Source organism: Confluentibacter citreus (genome assembly GCF_002807055.1).
Taxonomy (GTDB): domain Bacteria; phylum Bacteroidota; class Bacteroidia; order Flavobacteriales; family Flavobacteriaceae; genus Confluentibacter; species Confluentibacter citreus.
The window spans coordinates 1,173,210-1,192,900 of the sequence record NZ_NIXN01000001.1 but is presented as its reverse complement, the minus strand read 5'-3'; the positions used below and the strand labels follow the sequence as shown (position 1 = coordinate 1,192,900).

Annotated in this window: 17 protein-coding genes and 1 riboswitch; of the genes, 3 read left to right on the top strand and 14 right to left on the bottom strand. The window is 35.6% G+C overall.

Going from position 1 to position 19,691, the window contains the following annotated elements; translation table 11 throughout:
• Positions 1–226: 226 nt before the first annotated feature.
• The 3 genes from gldA to CDH49_RS05205 all read left to right on the top strand — a co-directional run bounded on the left by gldA (position 227) and on the right by CDH49_RS05205 (position 4,510).
• Positions 227–1,123, top strand: coding sequence for a gliding motility-associated ABC transporter ATP-binding subunit GldA (gene gldA / locus CDH49_RS05215; protein WP_100614313.1), 897 nt, complete (start codon positions 227–229; stop codon positions 1,121–1,123).
• A 101-nt stretch (positions 1,124–1,224) separates the two neighbouring features.
• Positions 1,225–3,315 (top strand): phosphate acetyltransferase, encoded by a 2,091-nt coding sequence (pta, locus tag CDH49_RS05210; RefSeq protein ID WP_100614312.1) that lies wholly within the window; start codon positions 1,225–1,227, stop codon positions 3,313–3,315.
• A gap of 7 nt (positions 3,316–3,322) precedes the next feature.
• Positions 3,323–4,510, top strand: coding sequence for an acetate/propionate family kinase (locus CDH49_RS05205; protein ID WP_100614311.1), 1,188 nt, complete (start codon positions 3,323–3,325; stop codon positions 4,508–4,510).
• Here CDH49_RS05205 and CDH49_RS05200 read toward each other — a convergent pair.
• The 14 genes from CDH49_RS05200 to CDH49_RS05135 all read right to left on the bottom strand — a co-directional run bounded on the left by CDH49_RS05200 (position 4,496) and on the right by CDH49_RS05135 (position 19,642).
• The gene (locus tag CDH49_RS05200; protein WP_193434711.1) at positions 4,496–5,242 is read right to left on the bottom strand and encodes a head GIN domain-containing protein; all 747 of its coding nucleotides are present in this window, start codon (positions 5,240–5,242) and stop codon (positions 4,496–4,498) included. The genes CDH49_RS05205 and CDH49_RS05200 overlap by 15 nt on opposite strands.
• A 190-nt stretch (positions 5,243–5,432) precedes the next feature.
• Complete coding sequence (locus CDH49_RS05195; protein WP_100614310.1) at positions 5,433–6,533, bottom strand: acyloxyacyl hydrolase; 1,101 nt, start codon at positions 6,531–6,533, stop codon at positions 5,433–5,435.
• A gap of 34 nt (positions 6,534–6,567) precedes the next feature.
• Positions 6,568–7,524, bottom strand: coding sequence for a methylenetetrahydrofolate reductase [NAD(P)H] (metF, locus tag CDH49_RS05190; protein WP_100614309.1), 957 nt, complete (start codon positions 7,522–7,524; stop codon positions 6,568–6,570).
• Between the two features lie 71 nt (positions 7,525–7,595).
• Positions 7,596–7,835 carry a hypothetical protein gene (locus tag CDH49_RS05185; protein ID WP_100614308.1) on the bottom strand — a complete coding sequence of 80 codons (240 nt, stop codon included), beginning with the start codon at positions 7,833–7,835 and terminating at the stop codon, positions 7,596–7,598.
• A gap of 41 nt (positions 7,836–7,876) precedes the next feature.
• Positions 7,877–10,552, bottom strand: a complete 2,676-nt coding sequence (gene metH / locus CDH49_RS05180) for a methionine synthase (protein WP_100614307.1) — start codon at positions 10,550–10,552, stop codon at positions 7,877–7,879.
• A complete protein-coding gene (locus CDH49_RS05175) occupies positions 10,552–10,833 on the bottom strand; it encodes an antibiotic biosynthesis monooxygenase family protein (protein ID WP_100614306.1) in 282 nt (93 codons plus the stop codon). Before CDH49_RS05175 ends, metH begins: the two co-directional genes overlap by 1 nt.
• Before the next feature lie 11 nt (positions 10,834–10,844).
• Entirely contained in the window at positions 10,845–11,861 is a 1,017-nt protein-coding gene (locus CDH49_RS05170; protein ID WP_100614305.1) for a homocysteine S-methyltransferase family protein, read from the bottom strand.
• A gap of 50 nt (positions 11,862–11,911) precedes the next feature.
• Positions 11,912–12,050: riboswitch (SAM riboswitch) on the bottom strand.
• Positions 12,051–12,132: 82 nt separating this feature from the next.
• Positions 12,133–13,020, bottom strand: a complete 888-nt coding sequence (cysM, locus tag CDH49_RS05165; protein WP_100614304.1) for a cysteine synthase CysM — start codon at positions 13,018–13,020, stop codon at positions 12,133–12,135.
• Positions 13,007–13,780: a serine O-acetyltransferase EpsC gene (gene epsC / locus CDH49_RS05160; RefSeq protein ID WP_317044372.1), complete on the bottom strand. Its 774-nt coding sequence runs from the start codon at positions 13,778–13,780 to the stop codon at positions 13,007–13,009. Before epsC ends, cysM begins: the two co-directional genes overlap by 14 nt.
• Before the next feature lie 83 nt (positions 13,781–13,863).
• Positions 13,864–14,916 carry an NAD(P)/FAD-dependent oxidoreductase gene (locus tag CDH49_RS05155; protein WP_100614302.1) on the bottom strand — a complete coding sequence of 351 codons (1,053 nt, stop codon included), beginning with the start codon at positions 14,914–14,916 and terminating at the stop codon, positions 13,864–13,866.
• Positions 14,909–15,502, bottom strand: a complete 594-nt coding sequence (locus CDH49_RS05150; protein ID WP_100614301.1) for a precorrin-2 dehydrogenase/sirohydrochlorin ferrochelatase family protein — start codon at positions 15,500–15,502, stop codon at positions 14,909–14,911. Before CDH49_RS05150 ends, CDH49_RS05155 begins: the two co-directional genes overlap by 8 nt.
• A gap of 1 nt (position 15,503) precedes the next feature.
• Positions 15,504–16,271, bottom strand: a complete 768-nt coding sequence (gene cobA, locus CDH49_RS05145; RefSeq protein ID WP_100614300.1) for a uroporphyrinogen-III C-methyltransferase — start codon at positions 16,269–16,271, stop codon at positions 15,504–15,506.
• Between the two features lie 9 nt (positions 16,272–16,280).
• Positions 16,281–18,383: a HEPN domain-containing protein gene (locus CDH49_RS05140; protein ID WP_100614299.1), complete on the bottom strand. Its 2,103-nt coding sequence runs from the start codon at positions 18,381–18,383 to the stop codon at positions 16,281–16,283.
• An 11-nt stretch (positions 18,384–18,394) separates the two neighbouring features.
• Complete coding sequence (locus CDH49_RS05135; protein WP_100614298.1) at positions 18,395–19,642, bottom strand: sulfate adenylyltransferase subunit 1; 1,248 nt, start codon at positions 19,640–19,642, stop codon at positions 18,395–18,397.
• Positions 19,643–19,691: the final 49 nt, after the last annotated feature.

The following is a 19,691-nucleotide window of genomic DNA, read 5'->3' as shown; positions in this document are numbered from 1 at the left end:
ATCCTTTTGCTAAAAAAGAAATAAAAGTTGCTAAAATATGTATAATATGTTCTTTTCATATGGGGGAGTTTATTATTTTCCCAATTACGCCGCTAAAGTAATTAATATTTTAATATATCAAAATCGAATATTTATTTTTTTTCATTTTTATCAAAAGTTTTAAAGATTTAACATCAAATCTTACATTACACGATATAATCATTATTTTTGAACAAACTATTTAAATATGTCAATAGAGGTTGAAGGTGTTTCTAAACTTTACGGAAACCAAAAAGCTTTAAATAATGTATCGTTTAAAATAAACAACCCAGAAATAGTTGGTTTTTTGGGGCCTAATGGCGCCGGAAAATCGACTATGATGAAAATTTTAACCACGTTTATTAAAAGTGATGGTGGCAATGCCAAGGTTAACGGACATGATATTAATGGTAATGTTGAAGGCGTTCAAAAAAGTGTTGGGTATTTACCTGAAAATAATCCGCTGTATTTAGATATGTACGTTAAAGAATATCTGTCCTTTAATGCGGATATCTATCATGTTTCGAAGGACAGAATTAATGAGGTTATTGAACAAACGGGTTTAACTCCAGAATCGCATAAAAAAATAGGGCAACTTTCCAAAGGCTATCGCCAACGTGTAGGTTTGGCCAATGCTTTATTGCATGACCCTGAGGTATTGATTCTTGATGAACCTACAACAGGTTTAGACCCCAACCAATTAGTTGATATTAGATATTTGATTAAAACCATTGGCAAGAAAAAAACGGTGTTTCTCTCGACACACATTATGCAAGAAGTTGAAGCAATGTGCGACCGTGTTATCATTATAAATAAAGGACAAATTGTTGCTGATAAAAAACTGCAGGAACTTCGTGATAGTAAAGAACAAGTTGTTGTAGTGGAATTTGACTATAGAGTTGAAGATGCTTTTTTATTAAAATTACCAAAAGCAAAAAACGTTATAAATACACACGATTTTGTATATGAGATAACCTTTTCAACTTCAGAAGATATGCGCGCTTATGTGTTTGATTTTGCACATGATAATCAATTGAAAATTTTACAGCTTAACCAAAAAAATGCCAGTTTAGAATCTCTTTTTAGAGATTTGACTTCAAAATAACAGCATACTTTCTTCCGTAATTTTGGAGAGGTATGATATAAATCAGTTTTACAAATATATGAAGACATTAATTTTGCATATATTTTAAAAACAAGCTAATTATGAGTAAAGGAATTTATGTTGCAGCCATTGAACCAAGTAGTGGCAAATCGGTTGTTGTGTTGGGGCTTATGCGTATGCTGCTGGGTAAAACCGCAAGAGTAGGCTATTTTAGACCCATTATTGATGACATTGATGAAGGTGACATGGACAACCATATCAACACGGTATTGACATATTTTGAAATTAATATTGATTACAAAAAATGCTTCGCTTTTACTAGAAACGAAGTTCTTAACCTGTATAATCAAGGAAAATCTGGAGATGTTATTGATGTCATTATTACGAAATACAAACATCTTGAAGACCAATTTGATATTGTTTTAGTAGAGGGAACTGATTTTTCGCATGAAAACTCAAATCTGGAATTAGATATCAATATGCTAATTTCAAAAAATTTGGGACTTCCCGTAATCATCGTCACCAGAGGTGATAAAAATGATTTAAAGGACATTGTTGATAATGTGCAATTGGCTTATGACATCTTTAAAAAAGAAGCGGATGTACTTTCCATCATGACCAATAAAGTGCATCCAAATAATCTTAAGGAATTAAAGCATTTATTAAAAGAACGTATAACCAATGATACCGATATTACCGTTATCCCGTTAATCCATAGTTTATCAAGCCCTACCATTAAAGAAATAGTAAAATCATTACACGGAACGGTTCTTTTTGGAGACGATATGTTACACAATCTTTCTGAAAATTTTAGTGTTGGCGCCATGCAATTACGTAATTATTTAACGCATTTAAAAGACAATGCTTTGGTAATTACTCCAGGAGATCGCGCCGATATTATTCTTGGTGCGTTACAAGCCAATATCTCGAAAAACTATCCCAAAATTTCTGGTATTATATTAACAGGCGGACTTATTCCTGAAGAATCCATACTAAAACTTATTGAAGGCCTTTCAAGTATTGTTCCTATCATTAGTGTTAAGGGAGGAACCTATTCCGTCACCAATAGTATTGGTACTATTAAACCAAGAATATACGCCGATAATACCGAAAAAATCACAACAGCCATCGCCACATTTGAAAAGCATGTGGATACTGATAAACTAGCCGATAAATTAATAACCTTCGAATCCGATATATTTACCCCAAGAATGTTTCAATATAATTTATTGCAACGTGCCTTAAAAAATAAAAAACATATTGTATTGCCTGAAGGTTATGATGAACGCGTACTACGTGCAGCCGCTCGTTTGATAAATGCACAAGTTGTAAAATTAACGCTTATAGGTAACGAAGACAAGATTAAAGAACTTGTTGAAAAATTTGATATTCCGTTGGATTTAAAAAAGGTAAACATTGTATATCCTACAAAATCACCTTATTTTGAAGACTATGTTAACACCCTTTATGAATTAAGAAAACACAAAAACGTTAATTTAGCCATGGCTAGAGATGCGATGGCAGATGTATCTTATTTTGGAACCATGATGATTTACAAAGGCCACGCCGATGGCATGGTTTCTGGAGCAGTGCACACCACCCAGCATACCTTGTTACCAGCTTTGCAATTCATCAAAACCAAACCTGGCGTTAATATTGTATCGTCTATATTCTTTATGTGTTTAGAAGACAGGATTTCTGTTTTTGGTGACTGCGCCATAAATCCAAATCCAAATGCTGCTGAGTTAGCAGAAATTGCTATTTCATCTGCCCAAACAGCTAAGGATTTTGGTATTGAACCCAAAGTGGCCATGTTATCTTATTCTTCCGGTGCTTCAGGAAAGGGCGCTGATGTTGAAAAAGTAAGGGAAGCCACAGAAATTGTTAAGATACAAGCCCCAGACATAAAAATAGAAGGCCCTATTCAATATGATGCCGCTGTAGATATGCGTATTGGAAAAAGCAAAATGCCAGATTCTGAAGTAGCGGGACATGCCAGTGTACTCATTTTTCCAGATTTAAATACTGGCAACAATACGTACAAAGCCGTGCAACGTGAAACAGGCGCGTTGGCCATTGGTCCCGTTTTACAAGGACTAAACAAACCCGTTAACGACCTAAGTAGAGGGTGTACAGTAGATGATATTTACAGCACCGTCATTATAACCGCTATTCAAGCTCAAGAACTTTAATAAATATATGCAGGTACTCGTTTTAAACTCAGGAAGCTCCTCTTTAAAATTTCAATTATTCTCCATGCCAGATGAAACTATTCTTTGCTCTGGATTAATTGATCGTATTGGTTTTAATGATGCTAATTTTAAATTCAAAACCCAAAAGGAAACCATTGATTTTGAAACTCAAATATTAAGTCATAAAGCCGCTTTAAAATTAGTATCCCAATATTTATTAGATAATGATTCAGGAGTTATACAGGCCCCAGAAGATATTTCTATTGTAGGTCATAGGGTCGTTCATGGCGGAAGTTATTTTAGCGACACTACTGAAATAACAAAAGCTGTAAAAGAAAAAATAAGGTTTTTATCCTCTTTAGCACCGCTTCATAATCCTCCAAATTTAGAAGGCATAGAAGTGGCAGAAGATATTTTTCCCAATGCTAAACAAGTGGCTGTTTTCGATACCGCTTTTCATCAAAGTATACCCGAATATGCTTATAAATATGCGATTCCTAATGAATTTTTAACCGAACATAATATCCGTTTATATGGTTTCCATGGAACAAGCCATAAATATGTTTCAGAAAAAGCTATTTTGTTTTTAGGCAAAAAAGAGTCTAAAATAATTACTATTCATTTAGGAAATGGTTGCAGTATGACAGCTGTAAAAAATGGCAAAAGCATCGATCATTCTTTAGGCTTTTCGCCTCTGGGCGGTTTAATTATGGGAACAAGATCGGGCGACATTGACCCTTCCATCATTTTTCATTTAAAAGACAAACTAAAATTCAATTTAAAGGACATAAATGCCTTATTGAATAAAAAGAGTGGTATGCTTGGCCTTACAGGTTATAGCGATTTAAGAGATATTGAAGCCATGGCTTCAAAAGGTAATACCGATTGTTTATTGGCTTTACAGATGAACGCTTATCGGATAAAAAAATATATAGGTAGTTATGCTGTAGCACTAAACGGACTTGATGCTATTGTATTTACAGGTGGTATTGGTGAAAATTCAAAATATATGCGCCAACTAATTTGTGAAGATTTAGAATTTTTGGGCATTAATTTGGATACTAAGAGAAATAATTCTGATTTAAGAACCATTCGCGCTATCAACAAAGAAGATTCAAAAGCAAAAATCTTGGTGGTTCCAACTAATGAAGAATTGGAAATCGCTAAACAGTCGGTAAATTTATTTAAAAATTAATCGCCCTTTATATTGTTCAACAACATCAACAATAGGTGGTTGGTTTAAGCAAATCACGTCTCCTGTTCCCGAGATTTTTCCTATTATAGATTGTTGCGGATTTAAAATCATATCGTTTGAACTTCTATTCCAAAAGGTCACGTTTTGAGCGATAAGATTTTCGCCTTCAAACCTTGATCCTCCAGATGCAAAAGTAATATTTAAGTTATTGGTAGTACCCGAAACAAAACAATTCGATATATTATTAAATACGATAGTAAATGCATCATTATTTAATTGCAAATAAAAATTCCCAATAGTAAAACTATCTGGTGCACTAAAATCTTCGGATAAAATGGTTAAAATAGGATAGGTTAATACGCCATCCGAACTTATGTTATACTGTGTTGAACTTCTAATTTCAGTAATGTTTGGAGACGTTATATACACCTTTGTAATGCCATAATCCCGAACATAATTACAACTGTTGTTATCGGTTAGAGTAAGTCTCCCATCGGCTACAACCGCTTCAACATCATTTAATAAATTCTTACCAGTTTCAATGATTACTTTTTGCTCTGGACCTTCTTTTACAACTAATTCAATATCACGATTGACTAATATTTTATCAAAATCAGAAAGTATTATTTCTTCCTGAATAATGGCTCCCGTTGTTTGAAAGCAATCTCCCGCATCTTCGCTATTGCAAGCCATCAATAATATAGAAACTAGTATGTATAATGTTTTTTTCATTCAATTCAAATTATCCAAAATTTTTCAAAAAAAAATCTCACTTGGCTTTGAATCTCTCGCAAAGTCGCCAAGACGCTAGATCAAAAACCCAATTATAAAAACTTTGCGCCTTTGCGTGCAAATAATTACAAGTTAAGACAAGAAATATATTCAAATTAAAATTATTTTAATCTGAAACTTATGTTTGAAATCATAATCTAACTCCTACTCCAAATTCAACGGCTTCTGCTTTTGCCCCATGCGATTTTAAGGTTAAAGCCCCAAACCATTTGTCATTAATATAACGTTTTAATCCAACCCTAAAATAGGTTCTTCCTTCAAAATCAAACGGATAATAAGCATAATATCCTAATTGTGTTATCAATGATGTTCTGTTTACAAACAACTCGTGGCCAACAAAAACACCAACACGTTTATGATCTTCATTCCCAGTGGCAGGCTCTTCTGGATAAGACACCGATCTATAATAAATATATTCTTTTAAAAAATTAGAAAAAAACACATCAGCTCCTAATTGAAAAGCGCTTTTTACATTGATACGTTTATCTACATAACCAGAAAAAATATAAAATGGAAATTGTCCGCTATCAACAACATCACTTTCATTAATCCCTGTTCTAAAAACCAGATTGTACTTTAATGGTTGGGTGAATTTTTCCTTTCCTTGTTGGGATAATGTTGTAACATATTCTGGTTCTTCTGCATCTAAATTATAAGTAACCCCTAAGTTTAAGGTAATGGAATTAATACTTGTGTTGGGTGCTTTCAGGTTTGCATTGGAATAATGAATTAAAGACAAGCCCACTTGCAAACCAAAATTATCTACAATACGTTCTGTTTTATAATTAAGCATCACATACGTACTGCTTAACAATTTAGAGCCGAAAGCATTATTTCTATAGTTTGTTTCTTTGTCGTAGGGATTTGTGGTTAAAGCCAAACCTTGACCGATACGCATCATTACATTCCGTTTGAGAAAATAAAAATTATAATGTGCGTATAGTGCATAATTATCTCCTAAAACATCATTCTTTAAATTCTGATAAATAAACGAAGCTCCATAATCTGGATAGTTGTAGCGTTGTTCCCAATCGTTAAATCCGTAGGATTTTTTATTCCAACTTAAAATAACACCTTCAGGATGTCCTTTTATTAAATGAAGAATATCATTATTATGAAGTGCTATGTTTCCCTTAAAATAATTGACATCAAAATAAGAGGTATGTTCTTTGTCTTGTGAAAAACCAAAGATTGAAATTAGAATAAAGGTGTAGGTTAAAAATGGTTTCATTAAAGCATCTGCTTATTTGGTAAATGTACCATATTTAAAACAAAGCAGAGGCTATCGCTTTTATATTGTCACTTTTGCCCATAGAATAATAATGTAATACAGGCACACCAAAATCCCTTAACTCTTTAGATTGCTGTATGGCGAACTCAATGCCCACTTGCCTTACCGCATGATTATCTTTACAAGCTTCAACAGCATCAATTAAATCTTGAGGTATATCAATTTTAAAAACCTGTGGCAATAATTGTAAATGACGTTTTACGGCAATGGGTTTAATACCCGGAATAATAGGCACGGTAATACCTGCTGCTTTTGCTTTTTCAACAAACTCAAAAAACTTATTATTATCAAAAAACATTTGTGTTACCACATAATCGGCACCAGCATCCACTTTGGCTTTCAAGCGCTTTAAATCGGTTACCAAAGAAGGTGCTTCCATATGTTTTTCTGGGTAACCAGCAACACCAATACAAAAATCAGCATTATGTTCAACAATAACATCATCATGCAAATACTTACCACGATTTAAATTGGCTATTTGTTCAACCAACTCACTAGCATATGCATTCCCTCCTTCTATAGGTTTAAAATAGGGTTCATCTTTCATGGAATCGCCACGTAATGCCATCACATTATCAATGCCTAAATAATGGCAATCGACCAATACATATTCGGTTTCTTCTTTGGTGAAGCCACCACAAAGCAAATGCGGTATCGCATCAGCTCCATACTTGTGCATAATGGACGCACAAATACCAACGGTTCCGGGGCGCATACGGGTAATGCGCTTATCTAAAAGTCCGTTGCCTTTGTCTATATAAACATATTCTTCCCTTGATGTCGTTACATCAATAAAAGGTGGTTTAAACTCCATTAACGGGTCTATATTATCATATAATTCCTGAATGTTTTTTCCTTTTTGAGGTGGAATCACTTCAAAAGAAAACAATGTTTTTCCGTTAGCTTTTTTTATGTGATCTGTTACTTTCATAGGCCTCCCCTAACCCCTCCAAAGGAGGGGGATTACGTGGTCTTAATTTATTAATTTTTTATTAACGCAAATTAAAGCAATAACTTTTTAACGGCTTCATAGTCTTCTTGATATTCCCAATAAATCCATCGTCCATCTACATAATCGGTCAAGATATATTTTTCACTAACAGATTTTATTCTGAAAACTGGAATGATTTTCTTCGAGAAATTATCTGAAGAAATGGGCTCCATCATTTCTTTATTTTTGGAATTATATCCATGGGAAATGATGTAACTGCCTAATGTTAATTCTATAAATTTGTCTTTCATTTTATATATTTTTCCTCCCCTTCGGGGAGACTGGGTGGGGCCTATTCATCTGCAATCGTTGGATGCAACCATTTTCTAGCTTTTTCCTTTGTGATACCTTTTCTAACAGCGTAATCGGTTACTTGATCATCGGTAATTTTTCCCAAACCAAAATACTTGGCTTCAGGATTTCCAAAATAATATCCAGAAACGGCTGCTGCTGGCCACATGGCTAAACTTTCAGTTAAGGTCACACCAATAATTTTTTCGACTTCTAATAACTCCCAAATAGTTTCTTTTTCCAAATGGTCTGGACACGCTGGATAACCGGGTGCTGGACGAATGCCCTTATAACTTTCCTGTATTAAATCATCGTTGGTTAAATCCTCATTTTCAGCATAACCCCAATGTTTGGTTCGAACTTGCTTATGTAAATATTCCGCTAAAGCTTCTGCAAACCTATCAGCAATCGCTTGCGCCATAATAGCGTTATAATCGTCCTCTTTTTTTCTATAACTATCTGCCAATTCTTGTGCTCCAAAAATAGCGACACAAAAGGCTCCCATATAATCGGTTTTCCCGGTTTCCTTTGGCGCAATAAAATCGGCTAAAGCAATGTTTGGAATGCCTTCACGCTTGCTTAATTGCTGACGTAAGGTTCTAAAAACCACGATTTCTTTTCCTTTTTTCTGAACAGAAATATCATCATGATGAATGGTATTCGCTTCAAACAATCCGAAAACTGCTCTTGGCTTTAATAACTGCTTTGCAATGATTTCTTCAATCATTTTTTGAGCTTCCTTAAACATAATTGTTGCTTGCTCACCAACCATCTCATCAGTTAAAATATCTGGATATTTACCATGTAAATCCCAACTTCTAAAAAACGGACTCCAATCTATAAATGGCACTAATTCTTTTAGACTTAACTGCTTTAAAACTTGAATTCCGAGTTCCTTAGGCTTTACAATTTCAGAAGTTTCCCAATCAATTTTAAACTTTCTTTTCCTAGATTCATTAATGGAAATATATGATTTCTCTTTGCCTCGCTTTAAAAACTTGGTACGAAACTCATCATAATCCTTTTTTAAATTGGCTACATATTCATTGACTGTTTTTTTGTTCAACAAATCGCCCACAACCGTAACGGCTCTAGATGCATCGTTGACATGAACCACGGCATTTTTATATTGAGGATCAATTTTTACCGCTGTATGTGCTTTTGAAGTCGTTGCGCCACCAATAAGTAATGGAATACTGAAATTCTGACGTTCCATTTCTTTGGCTAAATACACCATTTCATCAAGTGATGGCGTGATGAGTCCAGATAATCCAATAGCATCGACATTATGTAATTTGGCTTCAGAAATAATGCGTTCTGGTGGCACCATCACACCCAAATCGACTATTTCGTAATTATTACAAGCCAACACCACACTCACAATATTTTTACCAATATCATGTACATCGCCTTTTACGGTTGCCATCAATACTTTCCCAACTGGTTCTTGCAAATCGCCTTTTTCAGCTTCTATAAACGGATTTAAATACCCCACCGCTTTTTTCATAACCCTGGCCGACTTAACAACCTGCGGCAAGAACATTTTTCCAGCGCCAAATAAATCGCCTACAACGTTCATGCCTATCATCAAATGACCTTCAATAACATCAATAGGTTTTTCGGCTTCCAATCTAGCAGTCTCCACATCCTCAATAATAAAGGCGTCAATTCCTTTTACAAGCGCATGGGTAATTCTATCTTGAACAGGATTTTCCCGCCAGGATAAATCAACGCCCGCTTCTTTTTTAGAGCCTTTAACCGTTTCAGCAAAATCCAACAAACGCTCGGTAGCATCGTCCCTTCTGTCTAAAATAACATCTTCAACACGTTCTAATAAATCTTTTGGAATATCATCATAGACTTCTAAAAGTGACGGATTTACAATTCCCATATTCATACCCGCTTGAATGGCATGGTATAAAAACACGGAGTGCATCGCTTCACGCACACCATCATTTCCTCTGAATGAAAACGATACGTTACTCACACCACCACTCACACTGACATTTGGTAAATTTTGACGTACCCATCGTGTGGCTTCAATAAAATCGATGGCATTTCTTTTGTGCTCATCCATTCCTGTTGCTACGGGAAATATGTTTAAGTCGAAAATAATATCTTCGGAAGGAAAGCCTACTTTATTTACTAAAATATCATAAGACCGTTTTGATATTTCCAATCGACGTTCATAATTATCGGCTTGTCCCACCTCATCAAAGGCCATAACCACAACCGCAGCACCGTAACGTTTTATCTGTTTCGCTTCCCAAATAAATTTATCTTCACCCTCTTTTAAAGAAATGGAATTGACCACGCATTTACCTTGTACCACTTTTAAACCAGCTTCAATGATTTCCCATTTCGAACTATCTATCATGATAGGTACTCTGGAAATATCAGGTTCTGAAGCAATCAAATTTAGGAAACGCACCATCGATTCTTTGCCATCAATAAGACCATCGTCCATATTAATATCAATAATCTGTGCACCACCATCTACTTGATGTCGCGCAACTGCTAAAGCTTCATCAAATTTTTCTTCTTTGATTAATCGTAAAAACATACGCGACCCCGCAACGTTAGTACGTTCACCAACGTTTATAAAATTGCTGTCTTCGTTTAGGATTAGTGGTTCTAATCCTGATAAACGCATGTATTTTGTTTGTTTAATTTTCATTATCTATAATGCTCTACAATGGGAAAGGGTTCATAAAAATGATGCAATAATTTTTTCCACTCTTGATATGCTTCCGATTTTCGAAATCCTTCTTCATGGTCTTCAATGGTTTCCCAACTCACTAATAATATATATTTATCTTCATGTTCCAATGATTTCTTCAATTCATGGGATATATATCCTTTCATTGATGAAATTATTTTTTGTGCTTCATGAAAACTTTTTTCAAAGTCTTTTGAAAGTCCCTTTTTTATATTTAAAACAGCAACTTCTAGAATCATAATTTGTTCTTTTATTGGATTCCAGCCTCAGCAGGAATGATAAACTCTCTTGGTTTATATTTTGCGGCAATATTGGAAATCACTTTTATATGCTCGGGCGTTGTTCCACAACAACCACCAATAATATTAATTAAATTCTTCTTTAAATATTCTTCTATTTGTTCACCCATTTCTTCTGGAGATTCATCGTATTCACCAAAAGCATTTGGTAATCCTGCATTAGGATGCGCAGAAATAGCAAAATCTGTTTTATTGGCAATCGCCTCTAAATGTGGCTGTAATAAATTAGCTCCTAAAGCACAATTAAATCCAATGGATAATAATGGAATATGCGATACCGAAATTAAAAAAGCTTCTGCTGTTTGTCCAGATAAGGTTCTACCAGATGCATCGGTAATGGTACCGCTTAACATGATTGGAATATCAATGTTGCGTTCTTCCTTAACTTCTTCAATAGCAAATAGTGCTGCTTTGGCATTTAGGGTATCAAATACCGTTTCAACCAAAAGCAAATCAACACCACCATCAATTAACGCTTCCACTTGCTGTTTATAGGCAATGCGTAATTCATCAAAAGTCACGGCTCTGTAACCAGGATCATTAACGTCGGGCGACATACTAGCGGTTCGGTTTGTTGGTCCGATAGAACCTGCCACAAAACGGGGTTTGTTTGGTTCTTTAGCTGTAAATTCATCCGCTACTTCTCTGGCTATTTTAGCCGATTGATAATTGAGTTCATACACCAAATCTTCCATTTGATAATCGGCCATAGCGATGGTTGTACCAGAAAATGTATTGGTTTCAACAATATCTGCCCCTGCCTCAAAATATTTGGCATGAATGGTTTTAATCGCTTCTGGCTGTGTAATGGAAAGCAAATCGTTATTGCCCTGCAATGGTGTGGGATAATCCTTAAAGCGCTCACCCCTAAAGTCGTCTTCAGTAAATTTATATTGCTGAAGCATGGTTCCCATAGCGCCATCGAGCACTAAAATACGTTGTTGTAAAGCTTGTTGTATGTTTGACATTATGATAATTTATATCTGCATGTCATCAAGAAAAGTAAAAGAAACACTTTTCGTTATCTTTCCGCATAGTTCCTGAAATAAATTCCGGACCAGCAGTAGAACGTAGCACCTTCTTTATCCCGATAGCCATCGAAAAAAGGGTTGCCAAGGCTTCAACGGGTCTATTCCCTCTACCTTTCTTGATAACATAATTAATACGTTTATGAACTAATGGGTAAAAGTACCACACATTTTTTTAAATTCATACTAAATTCATAAATATTGGCTGCTTTTATTCAAATAATGTTGAAGACAAATACCGGTCTCCCCTATCACAAATAATGGCAACAATGACACCACTTTCTAAAGTGTCCGCTAATTTCAAAGCCGTAAAAACAGAACCGCCGCTACTCATGCCTGCAAAAACTCCTTCTTCTTTAGCCAATCTTTGAGTCATCGCTTTGGCATCTTCTTCACTGACATCAATCACTACATCCACTTTCGACCTATCAAAAAATTTAGGCACATATTCTGGTGACCATTTTCTAATACCCGGAATTTTAGCCCCATCTGCTGGTTGTGCACCAACGATGGTGATGTTTTTATTTTTCTCTTTTAAATAGGTTGACACACCCATAATAGTCCCCGTGGTTCCCATGGCCGACACAAAGTGTGTCACTTCACCTTGTGTGTCTCTCCAAATTTCAGGCCCCGTGGTTTTATAATGTGCTTTCCAGTTGTCATCGTTCTCAAACTGATTTAAAAGCATGTAGCCTTTTTCGTCACGCAATTGAAAAGCAACATCTCTGGAGCCTTCGATGCCTATATCTGCAGGTGTTAAGATAACCTCAGCACCATAAGCCCGCATGGTTTTAACACGTTCCTCGGTTGAGTTGTCGGGCATCACCAACACCATCTTCAAACCTAATAAGTTAGCAATAAATGCCAATGCAATGCCTGTATTTCCGCTTGTAGCTTCCACTAAAGTACCACCTTGCTTTATCTCTCCACGCTTTAGAGCTTCAGAAATCATGTTAAAAGCAGCACGATCTTTAACACTTCCCCCGGGATTATCGCCTTCAAGCTTCAATAAAAGGGTCACTTTTTTATTTTGAATTAAATAACTGGCTTCTACCAGCGGTGTATTGCCTATTCGGTCTGTAATACTAGCGTATGCCATTTTTCTTTGGTCTGATTTTAATTTCCGTTTGATACGTCACCAATGAGTTTTCTGGAACCGATTGAGTTATCCAAACGTTTGCACCAATAGTGCTGTTTGCTCCTATGACAATATCACCACCTAAAATAGTTGCATTGGCATAAATAGTCACATTATCTTCTATAGTTGGATGACGCTTCGTAGATTCCATGCTTTTCTTCACTTGAATACCTCCTAAAGTAACACCTTGAAAAATCTTGACATTATTTTTGATGATAGATGTTTCCCCAATAACGATTCCTGTGCCGTGGTCAACAAAAAACGATTCGCCAATGGTTGCTCCCGGATGAATATCAATACCCGTAATACCATGCACATATTCGCTCATCATTCTTGGTAGAATGGGCACTTTTTGCACATATAATTGATGACTTAATCGATAAATGGAAATAGCATAAAATCCTGGACATGCCATGTAAACTTCCTCTAAGCTTTTGGTGGCTGGGTCGAAATTTACAACCGCAATGGCATCTAAATCCAGTTTTGCTCTAATAGCAGAGAACTCACCTTTAAATTCATCCCAAACAGCCTCGTTATTTTCGATGTTTAAATTATCGGTAATATCTAAAAAGGTCTTTTTTAAAGATTGAAGTTCATTGTTATGTTCATCAAAAATATAATAGAATAATCGTTTCGTAAATGTTTTCACAACATCTTTTAAACGCACATTATATTTTTTTTGAATCAACTTCTCGTTCAATTCTTCGCACGGATCCATCATATAAACTATTTTTAATTATCTAACTTGTTGTCGTTATTCAATCCTGAAATTTACAACAATATAGATTTAGATAAAAAATCTTTTTATTGAATGGATTGCACAACTGCTTTTGGGGCTTCTTTACGTGTACCATCAAAACCATCAATACCACTAACAGTTGTATATTTTAACACATACTTTTTACCTGGATTGATAATTCTGTAGGCTGCCTGACACATTAAAGTTGCTTCATGGAATCCACAAAGAATTAATTTTAATTTTTCTGGATAAGTGTTGACGTCGCCAATAGCGAAAATACCAGGAATATTAGTTTGATAGTTTAGGGAATTATCAACTTTTATAGCATTTTTTTCAATTTCCAATCCCCAATCTGCAATAGGTCCTAATTTAGGAGACAACCCGAATAATGGAATAAAATGATCGGTTTCAATTTGGCTCAACTCTCCATCTATATTTACTGTAACCGCTTCAATTTTACCGTTACCATGGAGCTCAACAACTTCGGCAGGCGTTACTAAATTGATTTTCCCTAGCTCTTTTAATTCACTTACTTTTTCAACGGAATCAAGAGCACCTCTGAATTCGTTTCTTCTGTGTATTAATGTCACTTCTGAGGCTACATCGGCCAAAAAGATACTCCAATCTAAAGCAGAATCACCACCTCCAGAAATAACCACTCTTTTATTTCTATATACTTCTGGGTCTTTGATGAAATATTCCAACCCATTATCTTCATAAATTTCCAGATTATCCAACGCTGGTTTTCTAGGTTCGAAAGACCCTAAACCACCTGCAATAGCAACTACGGGCGCTTGGTGTTTTGTGCCTTTATTGGTAGTCACAATAAACGACCCATCATCTTGTTTTTCTATAGTTTCTGCACGTTCACCTAATGTAAAACCAGGCTCAAACTGTTTACCTTGTTCTAATAGGTTTCTGGTTAAATCGCCCGCCAATATTTCAGGGAAACCTGGAATATCATAAATAGGTTTTTTAGGATATATTTCTGAACATTGACCACCTGGTTGTGGCAATGCATCAATTAAATGACATTTTAATTTCAATAATCCTGCCTCAAAAACCGTGAATAATCCTGTTGGCCCTGCACCTATAATGAGTATATCTGTTTTAATCATTTTGCACTTTTTTTTCAATTAATCCTTTGGTAAATTCGTTGAGTGTTTCCACTTTTTCTTGAAAATCACCTTTTATTGTTTTTCTATATTCATTCAAATTTTTAACCAAGTCATCTACATTTTCTGGAATAACATCCTCGAAAAACTGACGTAAACGTTTGGCTGTTGTAGGTGATTTTCCATTCGTGGAAATCGCCACTTTCACATTGCCTTTAGTTACGATACCACCCATATAAAAATCGCAATACGGTGGATTATCGGCGACATTGACCAAAATGCTACGTTTTCTGCAATGCTTGTAAACTTTTACATTTATAGCGGGCACATCGGTAGTTGCAATCACAATATGTTTCCCTTTTAAGAAACGTTTGCTGTATCTATTCTTTATTAACTTGACATTGCCTTGTTCCGCCAAAGATAAAGTACCTTCCCGAAACATAGGTGACACCATTGTTACACAAGCATCTGGACTGGACTTCAATATAAATGACAATTTTTCTTCAGCAACATTTCCACCACCAACGATGAGCACTTTAAGGTTACTTAGTTTTAAAAAAATGGGATATAGATTGTTTCTTTCTTCCATGTTAACCTAAATTCTCATTCAAATTCTCAACTAAAGATGAAAGTTGAACACGCTCTTTCACCACATCGCCGATAACAATAATTGCAGGAGAAGACAATTGTTTTTCTTCAACAACTTGCTGGATGGTGCTAATTGTTCCAATCCCTACTTTTTCATTAATCGTTGTGCCTTCTTGAATAATCGCTACAGCCGTATCTTGTTTGTTTTCAGCTGAAAAAACCTTTACAATCTCTTCCAACTTAGCCATTCCCATGAGAATGACAATGGTTGCAGTCGATTTTGCTGCAATAGCAACATCTTCAGATAACTGATGATTTTTCGTTGTTCCCGTAATCACCCAAAAACTTTCGGCAGCATGTCTTTTCGTTAAAGGAATTCCTTGATACCCTGGTACAGCACTTATAGAGGATATCCCAGGCACCACATAGGTTTCCAACCCAAAAGGTTGTACATAATCAATCTCCTCCGCGCCTCTTCCAAAAATGAATGGGTCGCCTCCCTTTAATCTCACAACATGCCCTTTTTCATGAGCTTTGGCAACGATGAGTTCATTAATTTGTTCTTGCTGAAAGGCATAACATCCTTTGCGTTTGCCCACAAAAATAATCTCAGCGTCTTTTGAAGCATATTTTAGCAACTCCTCATTAATAAGCGCATCATACAGTATCACATCGGCAGATTCAATCGCTTTAATTGCTTTAATGGTAATTAAATCTACATCCCCAGGCCCTGCGCCTACAACTGTTAATTTTGGAGTTTTTATGTTCATTTCTATCTTTTAAACAGCCGCTTTCTCAAGCTTGTTTTCTTCTTCTCTATACGTCCTTACCTTATCTAAAAACAGATTGGCACTTTCAATGTATTTCGATGCAAAAGCTTCGGTTGGTGCATTTTTATTAATTTGATAAATCAATTCAGAAAATGAAACACCTAAATTTATTTTCCCACTTTCCACAAACATTTCATCAAACTGACTGATGATGCCCGCATGGGTGTTTGTGCTTTTATTTTCTGCTATAAGCAATGCTTTCGCAGAATTTACCATAGAACTATAGGCATGGTAAATAGCGCTAGAATACACTTTGTTATCAAATGATATTTTAGCATTTTCTATTTTCTCTTCACTTTCAAAAAACAAGGTTGCAATTAAATCAATGACCACGCCAGCACATTCGCCAATACCAATTTCCTTAACGTAATCTTCGTTGGTTCCCCAATCAATAAAATCGTCTTGCGTTAAATTGGTAACATCTTGAAGGTCATTCAATAAATCATAAAAATAACGCTCCCCTGTTACTTGGTAATACTCATAAAATGTTTTTCCGTTGGCATTGGCTTCAAAATCATTTAATATTCTACGCAACGCTTCAGGGCCCCTTTTACTTGGCACTTTTACTACTTTATCTGCAAAAGCTCCTTTACCATTTTTTAAATTTTCACCACCTAATAACACTTGTAAAGCAGGTGCCACCAATTTATCTGGTGTACGAACAGACATCCCTTGGAAACCAATATTCGCCATATTGTGCTGTCCACACGCATTCATACAACCACTAATTTTTATTACTAAATCGTCTTTAGTTAAGTATTGTGGATATTCGGTTTTTATAACACGTTCCAACTCATCTGCGATTCCTGTACTACTTGCAATTCCTAAATTACAGGTATCCGTTCCAGGACAAGCGGTAATATCGACTGCTTTATTATAACCTGCCTCCACAAAACCTAATTTTTCCAATTCGGTGTAGAAAAACGGCACTAAATCTTCCTTAACAAAAGGAATCACGATATTTTGACGTAATGACAAACGTATTTCTCCAGCAGCATATTTTTCAACTAAATCCGCTAATAAACGGGCTTTATCTGTATAAAAATCACCTAATAACACTTTGATTCCGATGGCTACATAACCTTCCTGTTTTTGAGGAATGAGGTTCGTAGATTTCCATAAATCGAAGGCTTTTTGGTCGTTAATGGCTACTTGAGGTGCTTCAACAGACACTGGCCTCAAAACTGGGTAAGCACTGGCATCAATCACAACAGATTTATGCTCAATAGCTTCTTGCTCTTCTTCAACCAATTTAATGAAAGCATCCAACCCAATATCTTTAATTAAGAATTTCATACGCGCTTTGGCACGACTTTTACGTTCGCCGTAACGGTCAAACACACGTACAACACCTTCCATGGTTGGAATGATTTTGTCTGTTGGCAAAAATTCATAAAGCACATCGGCTTCACGAGGTTGAGATCCTAATCCGCCACCAATCATTACCTTAAATCCACGCTCACCATTTTCAATCTTGGCTATAAAACCTAAATCATGCATGTATGATAATCCCGTATCTTCATCAGAAGATGAAAATGACACCTTGAATTTTCGTCCCATTTCTTGACAAATCGGGTTTCTTAAAAAGAAACGAAACATGGCATCGGCATAAGGCGACACATCAAATGGTTCGTTAACATCAATGCCTGCAAGTTCAGAAGCGGTGATATTTCGAACAGTGTTACCACAAGCTTCCCTAATGGTCACGTCGTCTTTATCCAATTGCGACCAAAGTTCTGGTGTTCTGTTGATATCAACATAATGAATCTGAATATCTTGACGCGTGGTGATATGTAATCGTCCACGAGAATATTCATCTGACACATCAGAAATCCGACGTAATTGATTGCTCTTTACCTTTCCGTAAGGCAATTTAATACGAATCATTTGTACGCCTTCTTGACGTTGACCGTAGATACCACGAGCTAAACGAAGACTTCTAAATTTTTCTTCGTCTAACTTTCCAGTTTGAAAAAGTTCAATTCTTTTAGCTAAATCGATAATATCCTTTTCGACAACTTGATTTTCTATTTCTGTTCTAAAAGTTTGCATAATCTTTTTTTTTATTGAATGAAGCCAGCTCCGACCGTATTGTTGGATTGTGTATCAATTAAAATGAACGAACCGTTGGTTCTATGGTTTTTAAATTGATCATAAAAAATAGGCTTATTTAATTTAAATGTTACCGAAGCGATATCGTTTACCCCTAATTCCGTAACATTTTTTTCTATACCAGAATAATCTGGATGTATCTTATGGTTGATTCTCTCAACCTTACCTAAAACTTTATTAATACCGTGCTGCACAACGTATTTAGCGCCCGGCACCAATTGTTTTGAATCCATCCAACATACGTTGGCCGTGAATTCTTTATCAATAGTTGGTAAATCACCATCTTTAACAATCATATCACCACGACTTACATTAATGTCGTTTTCCAAAGTGATCGTTACCGAAGAACGTCTGGAAGCCGTTTGGTATTTTTGATCGTAAAAATAAATGTCCTTAATTTTTGATCTTGTTTTTGAAGGCAACACCAAAATATCATCACCAACACTTAACTCGCCACCATATACTTTACCTGCATACCCTCTGAAATCATGAAAATCTTCAGTTTTTGGTCGGATGACATATTGCACAGGAAAACGTGGCGTACCTACATTAAAAATATCAGCTTTATCTAATTTCTCAAAATGCTCTAACAACGACTGACCAGTATACCAAGGCATTCTTTGTGATCTATTCACCACATTATCACCTTTTAAAGCACTTACTGGAATGAATGTTATTTTTTGATCCTGATAATCCCTTTTACTCATCAATTCTGAAAAATCAGCTTTGATTTTATTATAGATGTCTTCAGAATAATCCACCAAATCCATTTTATTAATAGCAACTACCACATCTTTAATTCTTAATAAATTATTGATGAAGAAGTGTCTATTGGTTTGCTCAATCACACCTTTTCTAGCATCAATTAAAATGATAGAGGCTTGTGATGTAGAAGCGCCAGTAACCATGTTTCTAGTATATTCCACATGCCCAGGAGTATCGGCAATGATGTAACTTTTTTTCGCTGTTGAAAAATAGATATGGGCCACATCAATGGTGATACCTTGCTCTCTTTCAGCAACCAAACCATCTGTAGCCAAAGAAAAATCCAGATAATCGTATCCTCTTTGTTTACTGGTTTTTTCTATAGCTTCTAACTTATCAGTCGTTAATGATTTTGTATCGTAAAGTATGCGCCCTATCAAGGTACTTTTTCCGTCATCTACACTTCCTGCTGTTGCAATTTTTATTACTTCCATAGCCTCTCCCCAGCCCTCTCCAAAGGAGAGGGTGTTTGTTCGGGTTATA

What these genes read in the sequence shown, in the direction of transcription:
- gldA (WP_100614313.1), top strand. Translation starts at nt 227, where the DNA reads ATGTCAATAGAGGTTGAAGGTGTTTCTAAACTTTACGGAAACCAAAAA.
- pta (WP_100614312.1), top strand. Translation starts at nt 1,225, where the DNA reads ATGAGTAAAGGAATTTATGTTGCAGCCATTGAACCAAGTAGTGGCAAA.
- CDH49_RS05205 (WP_100614311.1), top strand. Translation starts at nt 3,323, where the DNA reads ATGCAGGTACTCGTTTTAAACTCAGGAAGCTCCTCTTTAAAATTTCAA.
- CDH49_RS05200 (WP_193434711.1), bottom strand. Translation starts at nt 5,242, where the DNA reads ATGAAAAAAACATTATACATACTAGTTTCTATATTATTGATGGCTTGC.
- CDH49_RS05195 (WP_100614310.1), bottom strand. Translation starts at nt 6,533, where the DNA reads ATGAAACCATTTTTAACCTACACCTTTATTCTAATTTCAATCTTTGGT.
- metF (WP_100614309.1), bottom strand. Translation starts at nt 7,524, where the DNA reads ATGAAAGTAACAGATCACATAAAAAAAGCTAACGGAAAAACATTGTTT.
- CDH49_RS05185 (WP_100614308.1), bottom strand. Translation starts at nt 7,835, where the DNA reads ATGAAAGACAAATTTATAGAATTAACATTAGGCAGTTACATCATTTCC.
- metH (WP_100614307.1), bottom strand. Translation starts at nt 10,552, where the DNA reads ATGAAAATTAAACAAACAAAATACATGCGTTTATCAGGATTAGAACCA.
- CDH49_RS05175 (WP_100614306.1), bottom strand. Translation starts at nt 10,833, where the DNA reads ATGATTCTAGAAGTTGCTGTTTTAAATATAAAAAAGGGACTTTCAAAA.
- CDH49_RS05170 (WP_100614305.1), bottom strand. Translation starts at nt 11,861, where the DNA reads ATGTCAAACATACAACAAGCTTTACAACAACGTATTTTAGTGCTCGAT.
- cysM (WP_100614304.1), bottom strand. Translation starts at nt 13,020, where the DNA reads ATGGCATACGCTAGTATTACAGACCGAATAGGCAATACACCGCTGGTA.
- epsC (WP_317044372.1), bottom strand. Translation starts at nt 13,780, where the DNA reads ATGATGGATCCGTGCGAAGAATTGAACGAGAAGTTGATTCAAAAAAAA.
- CDH49_RS05155 (WP_100614302.1), bottom strand. Translation starts at nt 14,916, where the DNA reads ATGATTAAAACAGATATACTCATTATAGGTGCAGGGCCAACAGGATTA.
- CDH49_RS05150 (WP_100614301.1), bottom strand. Translation starts at nt 15,502, where the DNA reads ATGGAAGAAAGAAACAATCTATATCCCATTTTTTTAAAACTAAGTAAC.
- cobA (WP_100614300.1), bottom strand. Translation starts at nt 16,271, where the DNA reads ATGAACATAAAAACTCCAAAATTAACAGTTGTAGGCGCAGGGCCTGGG.
- CDH49_RS05140 (WP_100614299.1), bottom strand. Translation starts at nt 18,383, where the DNA reads ATGCAAACTTTTAGAACAGAAATAGAAAATCAAGTTGTCGAAAAGGAT.
- CDH49_RS05135 (WP_100614298.1), bottom strand. Translation starts at nt 19,642, where the DNA reads ATGGAAGTAATAAAAATTGCAACAGCAGGAAGTGTAGATGACGGAAAA.